A 9,256-nucleotide genomic window follows, 5' to 3' on the forward strand; every position below is an offset into this window, starting at 1 on the left:
ACATTTTGTTGGGGTCTGAGTTTGGTGTTTTTCGCAGCGCAGTTAAAGGTGGAGGAAAAGTGAAGGGTATCTGCGCTCCGGGCTGTGCCTCTTACTCCCGACGTCAGCTTGATGAGCTGATAGAGTTGACCAAGGCCTACGGAGCGAGGGGATTGGTGGCGCTGGCCTTGACTGAGGACTCCGGCGGGTTAGCGGTGGACAAGACAAGTTCTGCGGCTGCTAAGTTTGTGACTCCGGAAGAGATAAGAAAGATGGCCGATCGTCTTGAAGCGAGGGGAGGAGACCTTCTCCTGATCGTTGCTGATAAACCTGGGGTAGTCAACAAGGTGTTGGATCAATTGAGGCGGGAAATGGGTCGCCGGCTGGGGCTGGTTGATCCCAATCTCCTGGCGATTGCTTTTGTAGTTGGTTTTCCGCTATTCGATTGGAATGAAGATGAGAAGCGCTGGGAGCCGATGCACCACCCTTTTACAGCTCCTAGAGACGAGGATGTTATGCTCTTGGATACCACGCCAGGGGGAGTGGGGTCTAAGCATTACGATATCATCTGTAATGGTTATGAGTTATCCAGTGGGAGCATTCGTATCCACAATCGAGAGATGCAGGAGAGGATATTTCGATTGCTTGGCTATAATCAGGAACGGGCAGAACGTCTTTTTGGACATCTTCTACAGGCGCTGGAGTATGGGGCCCCTCCTCATGGCGGGATTGCGCCGGGGATTGATAGGCTCGTCATGCTTCTTGCAGGTGAGGAGTGTATTCGTGAGGTAATACCCTTTCCGAAGAATCAGAGTGGTTACGATATGCTGTTTGATGCTCCTTCTGAAGTTTCCGAGGAGCAGCTTAGAGAGCTGCACCTTACCGGTAGCAAGGAGTGATGGGGTATAGGTTTGTCATTGGGTTGTCTGACATGGCAGTCTGGTATAGGAGTAGAATAGATAGTAGGAATAGGATGGATAGATATAGATGAAAATAGCAACACAGAGTGTGGAGAACAGTCAGGCGGTACTTCGGATCGAGGTTGAGCCGGGAGAGATGGAGGAGTCGCTCGATAGAGCTTATCGTCAGCTGGTGAAAAGGGTTGGGGTTCCTGGCTTTCGTAAAGGTAAAGCTCCCCGGTCTGTTCTGGAGCGTTACGTAGGCAAAGAAGGGCTTCAAAGAGAGGCTCTGGAGGATTTGGTACCGGAATTGTGCACCCGGGTTATTGAAGAGCAGAAGATGGAGGTAATTGCTCAACCCCAGATAGAGATCATACAGTCTGACCCTGTGATTTTTAAGGCGATCTTCCCGCTTCGTCCTCATGTCGAACTGGGTGACTATCATACGATCAGGGTTGACAAGCAGCCTGTGGAAGTTGGTGATGAAGAAATCAATAGCGTTATTCACCAGCTTCGTGAACGTCATGCCGTGTGGTCTCCGGTAGAGCGCCCGGTGAACTTTGAGGATCTGGTAGTTGTTGACATAGATGAAGAAGCAAAAGATGGCACTGTGAAAACGTATCAGGCACGGCAGTTCCCTCTAGTGAAGGATTCCTTGATCCCTCTGCCAGGCTTTGCAGAGCATCTGGTGGGCATGGCGACTGGCGGAGTGAAGGAATTTGCACTTACTTATCCGGATGACTATAAGTTGAAGGAATTGGCTGGCAGAGGCACCAAGTTCAGAGTGAAGCTCATCGAGGTCAAGGAAAAGCACCTGCCTGAGTTGGATGACGATTTTGCCAAGAGCTTGGGCCAGGGTATGGAAAATCTGGAAGCTCTGCGTAACTTTGTGGCTGCTAACTTGAGGAAGGCGGCTGAGGAAGCAGCCAAGAGGGATTATGAGAGGAAGCTCGTGGAGGCGGTTGTTGGCCTGTCTAAGGTGGATTTCCCTCCTGTTTTAGTGGATCGGGAAATAGATAGCCTGCTTAAAGAAAGGGATTTTATATTTAGGGAACAGGGTGGACTGCAGGGTTACCTTAAGAACCTTAACAAAACTGAACAGGGGATGAAGGAGGAACTTCGTCCTGAAGCGGTGAGGCGAATCACAGAATCGCTGGTTCTGGGTAAGATAATTGAACAAGAGAAGATTACGGTGGATGATGCTGAGGTAGCTGCCGAGATCGAGAGCATGACGAAGGATGCTGGTGATAGAGTGGAGGAGATGCAGAGGATGCTTGGCACAGACCAGGCGCGCCAGGTGGTGGAAGAAAGACAGCTGAGTTTAAAAGCATTGCAGAAGCTCACGGAAATAGCCTTGAATAGTGTCGCCGAAGGTCCCGAAAAGACAGCGTAGGCCAGGAAGGAGTAGGACAATGGGGATTCTGCCTAGAGGGGTAATTCCGATGGTGATTGAGTCGGGAGCAAGAGGAGAGCGTGCTTTTGATATCTACTCACTCCTGCTGAGGGAGCGTATTGTTTTCTTGGGGATGCCAATCAATGATCAGGTAGCTAATCTGATCATTGCTCAGCTTCTATACCTGGACCGGGAGGATCCTGATAAGGATATAAGCCTTTACATAAACTGCCCGGGTGGAGTGATCAGTTCTGGCCTTGCCATTTATGATACCATGCAGATTATCAGGCCTGATGTGTCTACAATCTGCGTTGGTCTGGCAGCAAGTATGGGCACTGTGCTCCTCGCTGCCGGGACAAAGGGAAAACGCTATGCCTTACCTAATGCCACCATTCATATGCATCAGGCGGTGGGTGGAGCTCAGGGGCAGGCTTCGGATATAGAGATTGCTGCCAGGGAGATCATGCGCCTGCAAGAGGTGCTTCGAAACCTCCTGGCAAAGCATACCGGACAGCCGGTAGAGAAGATTATCCATGATACTGATCGTGACTTCTATCTCAGCCCTGAGCAAGCAATACAATATCACCTGGTAGATGAAATTCTGGTGAAACAGTCGAAGTAGGTGTGGGCTTTGGTGTGGTCAGCGGCCGCTTTCTACAGCAGTCCTTTTTGTCGTATGGCCTCATCTATCTCTGATGTCAGATCATGACCTGCGATAGCCTGCCCACTGCGATCGACCACTTTACCCGCTTCTATTTTGACCTTGCCCTGACTGAAGGCCTTTATGGTGGCGGTTATGAGAGGTAATTCTCTGGCGAAGCCGTGCTGTCGGACAAGCTTGAATAATTGGCTCTCTTCTCCCTGGTGTTTGATTATCTGTGCTACCGAAAGCCCTTCTACATCCTTCCAGTGCCTGTCGAAGGATTGACCTCTGATAGGGAAGGTGCAATAAGTAACCGGAGGTCCTTTGTCCAGTTCCGGGGTTACCAGATGCATCATTGCCCCTGTGCTCTGAGCTTTGTTTTCGATCAGTTTCCAGATTACCTCTTGCCAGGTTCCAGCCGGCCCGCCGGGGGCTGCCGGGTGCAGATTGATCATCGTGTACTTTTGACACATCTCGCTTCCCACAATCAACATATATCCGGCAAGTATACATAGATCCTGGTGAAACCCCTCCAAACGTTTCATGACTTGCTTGTCGTATTCCAGTCGCCACTCTGAGGGAGATCCACGTCTTTTTTGAGGTAGGAAGCGTCGGGACGAAAAGTGGATGAGAGGGATATGGTAGCTTTTCACGAGTTCAAAGAAGAGGTCACTCCCTGGTGCATCCCCCGGTTCCCGGTTGCTGAAGACGAAGGAGATCCTCGCTTCTATATTGCCCTGCTGTATGCTGTCCTGAACCACTGTCAGCAGGTCACGCGAACCTTTGCCACGACCGGTCGAAAACCAGCCAATGAGATACATGGCTACTTAAACAGTCTCCTTCTCAAGGCCTCCCATGTAGTGGGAATGTGGACTGTGGGGCAGGCATGGTGGCCGAAGATATGCCCTCGTGCCAGAGAGGTGCGGAATTCCTCAACACTCCTGAACTCGGGTAATTCTACATATGCGTGACCTATTTCGCGGCTGGTGTGAGCATCGCTGCCGGCGCTGCAAAGCAGTCCATGTTCTTCAGCGAACAATCTTGCCTTTCTGTCCGGATTGCCCAGCGGAAAAGCACGGGAGTTGAGAACCTCAACAATGTCAATGTCTGGGGCTAGCCCTTTGAGCACTTGATGCCCATTATGATTTGCTCCTTTTATGCCTCTGAAGCGGTCAAACGGATGCGGTAGACAGACGAGCCCCTTTTGCGCCCTGATTCGAGTGATGGCCTCTTTCGCTGAGATACCGCTGGGTATCTGTTCAGTGAGGAACAACCCCATGATCTCTCCCAGCGGAGTGAGAATTTCTTCCGCGATGATCACTTCAAATGGGGCGGTCTTCTTGAGTTCGAGAGCGCCCTCAATGGTTCCGTGGTCTGCTATGGCGACACAGTTGATCCCTGACTTGAGACAGCGCTGAATGATGCTTTCCAGCGGCATGGCAGAGTCGAAGGAGTACTCGGTATGAATGTGAAGATCAGCTTTCAACACGGTTCTAGTCTATTCTTTGTTGCTGTCCTGCTATTGGCTGCTGCCTGTGTGTCTATCTGCCTTGGTCAGCATCTTGGCTTTGCCATTTTGAACCACTGCCATATCCTCGATTCTGATTCCTCCCCAGCCGTTGACATAAACCCCAGGTTCAATAGTGAAGACCATGTTCTCTACAATAGTATTGGTAGAATTGGGGCCAAGCCGGGGTTCCTCGTGGATGGCCAGGCCAACACCATGACCCAGCCCGTGACCAAAGGCCTCTTTATATCCCCCTTGATCAATGATCATTCTGGCAAAGCTGTCCACTTGTGCGCCGGTCATTCCGGCTTCCAGATTGGCTATGGCTGATGACTGGGCACGGAGAACAAGATTATAGACTTTGGAGAAGGTTTCGTCTTGTGGGCCGAGGCATATACTTCGAGTGAGATCACTGGCGTAGCCGCTGATGCGTGCTCCGAGATCGATGATAATTGGCTCTCCAGTGGAGATGGTTCGCTCCGTGGGTTTGGCATGTGGCAATGCAGCATTTGGCCCTGAAGCAACTATAATATCAAAGGGGATGGGCTCGCTGCCGTTTTCCCGCAGATATTCTTCTATCCTCCATGCGGCTTCCTTCTCTGTCATCCCGGGGCGAATTTGGTCTGTAATGTATTTGACGGCGTTATCAGCGAGGTCAACTGCTCTGGCCAGGCAGGTTATCTCCTCTTTCTCCTTCACTGCCCTGAGGGATTCCACCAGTCCTTCGGTGGGGAAGATTTGTATTTCCAGCTTGTTGGCTTCTTCGGCCAGACGGCGATAGTCGGCAAAGCAAAGAGTGTTTGCCTCGAAACCAAGCCTCTTCATTTTCTGTCCGGACAGCAGTACTGTGGACCATTGAGAAGCATTTTTGATGGTGACAAGGTTGAATTCAGGAGCTTCCATTTTGGCTTGCTCAAAGTGGATGAAATCGGTAGCCAGGATAGTGCCGTCTTGGGAAATGAGCAGGATTCCTGCTGAACCATTGGATCCGGTAAATCCGCTGAGGTAGCGGCAATTCTCTGGCTGTGTGACGAGGATGCTGTCTAAATCTATTTCAAGGAGCTTTTGGCGCAGTCTTTGAAGTCGCTGGGTTATTGCCAAGCCTTTCCTCTCAGTTCTGCTACCATGGTTCTCATCGCAGCGATATAACCCCTCCAGCCTAGTCCCGTGACCTGTCCTTTAGCAATGGGGGCAATGACAGACCTGTGTCGGAATTCCTCTCTGGCATAGATATTAGACAGATGCACCTCAATCACGGGCAGGTTGGTATCGGAGAGAGCATCTCGAAGAGAGAGACCGTAGTGGGTCAATGCTCCCGGATTGATAATTATGCCGTCTGCATTGGGTGACTCTTTTTGGATGAAGTCGATGAGGTTTCCCTCGCTGTTTGACTGCGTGGTGGATATATCTACTCCCAGTTCCTTGGCGTGCTGCTGAAGCATAACATCGATTTCACTGAGTGTTTTATCTCCATAGATTTCCTTTTTCCTCTTGCCCAGCAAGTTCAGGTTTGGCCCGTGGATAATCAGTATTCTCATCTTATTCCCTCCGTCAAAGGGATGTTATTCTCATGCTTCATCTTTAGGTGGTCTTTCCTGCTCTATTTGGGCGCCTGCTTCCTCGTGGCCTTCTCGAGGTTGCTCGCGCTTAGCTGCAAGTGCCTTGGTGGTCTTGCACTTGGGATATCCGGTACAGGCCAGGAATTTTCCGTAACGGCCTGCTCTGATTACCATAGGCTTGCCGCACTTGACGCAGACCTCATCCGTGGGCTGGTCGGGTTCTTTTACTTTTACCATCTCCACGCTGGCTCTATTAAGCATTTCCTCGAATGGGGTGTAAAAGTCTTGAATTGCTCTCACCCAGGGTCTTTCGCCACGGGCTATCTCATCGAGTTCCTCTTCCATCTGGGCTGTGAATCCTGTGTCAACGATTTTGGGGAAATGTGCCACCAGGGCGTTGTTGACTGTTACACCAAGGTCCAGCGGGTAGAATCGCCCTTCTTTGGTTTCCACATATGCCCGGCGGCGAAGAGTGCCTATTATAGGCGCATATGTGCTGGGTCTGCCGACCCCCATTTCTTCAAGCGCTTTTACCAGTGTGGCTTCATTGTAGCGGGGTGGAGGTTCGGTGAAATGTTGTTCCGTTAGCAGATTCAGAAGACGGAGAGCCTCGCCTTCGGTGAGGGGCGGGAGATGGGACCTGCCCTCTTCATCGCTGTTTGCCGTGTCATCCTTGCCCTCACTGTACAGGACCAGGAAACCGAGAAAATGAGGGACAGTGCCTGTGGCTCTAAGCATATAGGTTTTGCTACTGTCTGAGGCCTTTGCGTCGATGTCTACGGAGGTGGTATCGAACAGGGCATTTGCCATCTGACTTGCCATCATTCGCTCCCAGATAAGCTGATACAGTCTGGCTTGGTCTGAAGTGAGGTATGAGTTGATCATGCCGGGTTCTCGCCCTGGTTTAGTAGGACGGATGGCCTCATGTGCTTCCTGCGCACCCTTGACTTTCTTTTTGAACAGTCTGGGGTGAGGAGGGACGAATTCAGCGCCATATTTACCGGCTATATAATCACGGGTATCCACTATTGCTGACTCGGCTACCCTGGTGGAATCAGTTCGCATGTAGGTGATGAGCCCTCCTTCTCCCTCGTCACCAACAGGCAGCCCCTCGTAGAGCTGTTGCGCAATAGCCATGGTACGCTGGCCGGTGAAATGGAGCTTGCGCCAGGCCTCTTGTTGCAGCGTGCTGGTGATGAATGGAGGCGGGGGTTGGCGGGTGATTCGTTTCTTTTTTATTTGGGAAACGAATAAGCGTGAATCCCTCAGTTCTCGTTCGATTCGTTTCGATTCGTTTTCGTTGTGGAGTTGCAGTTTTTGGGGTTCGTTTTTTATAGCTACGAGTCTGGCTTTGAACACAGGAGATTTCTTGGCTGCCGAAGTCTTGGTCAATTCGGCTTCAATGGTCCAGTACTCCTGGGGGACGAATTTCTGAATTTCCTGTTCCCGCTCCACGATGATCCTCAAGGCCACCGATTGAACCCTTCCAGCCGAGAGACCTTTTCTCACCTTCTTCCATAACAGGGGGCTGATCTTGTAGCCTACGAGTCGATCCAGCATACGCCTGGCCTGTTGGGCGTCAACCAGGTTCATATCTATTTTTCGGGGGTGTTTAAAGGCTTCTTTGATGGCCTGTTCGGTTATCTCATGAAAGACTACCCGGTACGTTGTCTTATTCTTCAGGTTGGCTGCCTCAATGAGGTGCCAGGAGATAGCCTCTCCTTCGCGGTCAGGGTCAGTGGCCAGATATACTGTTGTGGCCTTATCTGCTGCTCCTCTGATTTCCTTTATAATGGCTTTCTTCCCCTTGGGGATCACGTACTGGGGAGTAAAGCCGTTGTCTACGTCCACACCGAGAGTCTTTTGGGGCAAGTCACGCACATGTCCCATAGACGCTTTGATGACATATTGAGGCCCCATGATCTTGGCCAAGGTTTTGGCCTTGGCCGGGGATTCAACAATAACCAGTTTTGTCTTAGCCATTTTCCTTCAGCAATTCAGGCGAGTACGTAGTTCATACCGCCCAATTGTTTTACCAATCCTTTCAGTTCCAGCATTGCCAGAGTAGCGGTCACGGTAGCCACAGGAAGACCACTGGAGCGACAAAGATCATCAGCATGAGTGGCTTCTTTGGAGAGGTGGATGAGCACTTGAGCTTCGGTGTCAGTGGCAGTTGCTGTCTCTTTCATCTCCAACTGATGGGGTATTGTGTTCAAATTCAATTCCTCCAAGATATCTGCGCAGTGGCGAACCAGCTTTGCGCCCTCTTGGATGAGACGGTTGGTGCCCTTACTAAGCGGAGAGAAAATACTTCCTGGGACAGCGAAAACCTCACGGTTCTGCTCCACCGCACGGTTTGTGGTGAGCAGCGCCCCGCTCTTGTCGCCAGCTTCCACTACGAGCACTCCCAGGCTCATGCCACTGATAATGCGGTTACGCTGTGGGAAATGCTCTGCTTTTGGCTTGGTGCCCAATGGGAATTCGCTCACCAGGGCACCATGCTCCATAATTTGGCGGGCCAGGGCCACATGGTTACTGGGATAGACCATATCAAGCCCACAGCCTGCCACGGCGATAGTCCGCCCGCCGGCCTGTAAGGCGGTGCGATGGGCTATGGAATCAATGCCGGCTGCCAGGCCGCTGACGATAGTGATTCTACGGGCAGCCAATTCTGCTGTGATTTCTTCGGCAACCTGTCGCCCATACACTGAGGGACGCCGAGTACCGACCACCGCTATGGCACACTCATCCCCGGGTGTAATGGTTCCTCTTGTGTAAAGCAGCGGCGGGTAGTCATATATTTCCTTCAGTCGTGGGGGATATCCAGGATCATCCGTAGTCAGTGCCTTTACTTTGTAATGTTCCAGTTTCTCCATTTCGGCGTCAAGCGACATACTACCGCGCATGGCCAGGAACGTCTCTGTTGCTTTGGCATCCAGCCCTGCCAATTCCAGCTCACCTAGTGAGGCATGCCAGGCCTTTTCCAGATCACCGAAGTAGCTTTGAAGGATGGAGAGCTTTACTCGGCCAATGCCTGGAATATGGCTGAAGCCTATCAAATATTGTGTCTGGTTAGAGTCCATGCTGCAAATCAGAGGTTAATGTTATCACAGTCAGTTTGGGAATGAAATGCCACGAATTGCCTCATCTAAAATGTAACCGAAGGGATGGTGGTTGACTCATGTAAAAGGTAACCGAAATGGGGGAGAATTGGGCTAGCTTAAGTGGTGAAGGAGATGAAAGCTAGCCAATGGATATTAGAGCACGGAAGGAGTA

The 9,256-nt window shown here is 51.1% G+C and carries 9 protein-coding genes; 3 read left to right on the forward strand and 6 right to left on the reverse strand.

Annotation, left to right across the window (positions count from 1 at the left end; translation table 11 throughout):
* From NTZ04_07880 to NTZ04_07890, 3 genes are all read left to right on the forward strand, one after another.
* A partial coding sequence (locus NTZ04_07880) for an aspartate--tRNA ligase (protein MCX5992222.1) occupies window positions 1-878 on the forward strand: 878 nt, incomplete at its 5' end.
* 88 nt (window positions 879-966) lie between these two features.
* Window positions 967-2,271, forward strand: coding sequence for a trigger factor (gene tig / locus NTZ04_07885; protein ID MCX5992223.1), 1,305 nt, complete (start codon window positions 967-969; stop codon window positions 2,269-2,271).
* A 19-nt stretch (window positions 2,272-2,290) separates the two neighbouring features.
* A complete protein-coding gene (locus NTZ04_07890) occupies window positions 2,291-2,893 on the forward strand; it encodes an ATP-dependent Clp protease proteolytic subunit (protein MCX5992224.1) in 603 nt (200 codons plus the stop codon).
* Between the two features lie 32 nt (window positions 2,894-2,925).
* Here the strand turns inward: NTZ04_07890 and NTZ04_07895 are convergent, their stop codons facing one another.
* The 6 genes from NTZ04_07895 to dprA are packed head-to-tail and all read right to left on the reverse strand — an operon-like array spanning window position 2,926 to window position 9,063.
* The gene (locus NTZ04_07895; GenBank protein ID MCX5992225.1) at window positions 2,926-3,735 is read right to left on the reverse strand and encodes a formyltransferase family protein; all 810 of its coding nucleotides are present in this window, start codon (window positions 3,733-3,735) and stop codon (window positions 2,926-2,928) included.
* Between the two features lie 2 nt (window positions 3,736-3,737).
* Window positions 3,738-4,403, reverse strand: a complete 666-nt coding sequence (locus tag NTZ04_07900; protein MCX5992226.1) for a PHP domain-containing protein — start codon at window positions 4,401-4,403, stop codon at window positions 3,738-3,740.
* A 30-nt stretch (window positions 4,404-4,433) separates the two neighbouring features.
* The gene (locus tag NTZ04_07905; GenBank protein ID MCX5992227.1) at window positions 4,434-5,522 is read right to left on the reverse strand and encodes an aminopeptidase P family protein; all 1,089 of its coding nucleotides are present in this window, start codon (window positions 5,520-5,522) and stop codon (window positions 4,434-4,436) included.
* Entirely contained in the window at window positions 5,513-5,959 is a 447-nt protein-coding gene (gene aroQ, locus NTZ04_07910; GenBank protein ID MCX5992228.1) for a type II 3-dehydroquinate dehydratase, read from the reverse strand. The genes NTZ04_07905 and aroQ overlap by 10 nt, the downstream gene beginning before the upstream one ends.
* A 30-nt stretch (window positions 5,960-5,989) precedes the next feature.
* Window positions 5,990-7,963 carry a type I DNA topoisomerase gene (gene topA / locus NTZ04_07915; protein MCX5992229.1) on the reverse strand — a complete coding sequence of 658 codons (1,974 nt, stop codon included), beginning with the start codon at window positions 7,961-7,963 and terminating at the stop codon, window positions 5,990-5,992.
* Between the two features lie 14 nt (window positions 7,964-7,977).
* Window positions 7,978-9,063: a DNA-processing protein DprA gene (gene dprA, locus NTZ04_07920; GenBank protein ID MCX5992230.1), complete on the reverse strand. Its 1,086-nt coding sequence runs from the start codon at window positions 9,061-9,063 to the stop codon at window positions 7,978-7,980.
* Window positions 9,064-9,256: the final 193 nt, after the last annotated feature.

This window comes from Chloroflexota bacterium (assembly GCA_026389585.1).
In the GTDB taxonomy this organism is placed as follows: Bacteria; Chloroflexota; Dehalococcoidia; order UBA2247; family RBG-13-53-26; genus JAPLHP01.

Coding starts and splice junctions, on each gene's coding strand:
- tig (MCX5992223.1), top strand. CDS start 967: ATGAAAATAGCAACACAGAGTGTGGAGAACAGTCAGGCGGTACTTCGG.
- NTZ04_07890 (MCX5992224.1), top strand. CDS start 2,291: ATGGGGATTCTGCCTAGAGGGGTAATTCCGATGGTGATTGAGTCGGGA.
- NTZ04_07895 (MCX5992225.1), bottom strand. CDS start 3,735: ATGTATCTCATTGGCTGGTTTTCGACCGGTCGTGGCAAAGGTTCGCGT.
- aroQ (MCX5992228.1), bottom strand. CDS start 5,959: ATGAGAATACTGATTATCCACGGGCCAAACCTGAACTTGCTGGGCAAG.
- topA (MCX5992229.1), bottom strand. CDS start 7,963: ATGGCTAAGACAAAACTGGTTATTGTTGAATCCCCGGCCAAGGCCAAA.
- dprA (MCX5992230.1), bottom strand. CDS start 9,063: ATGGACTCTAACCAGACACAATATTTGATAGGCTTCAGCCATATTCCA.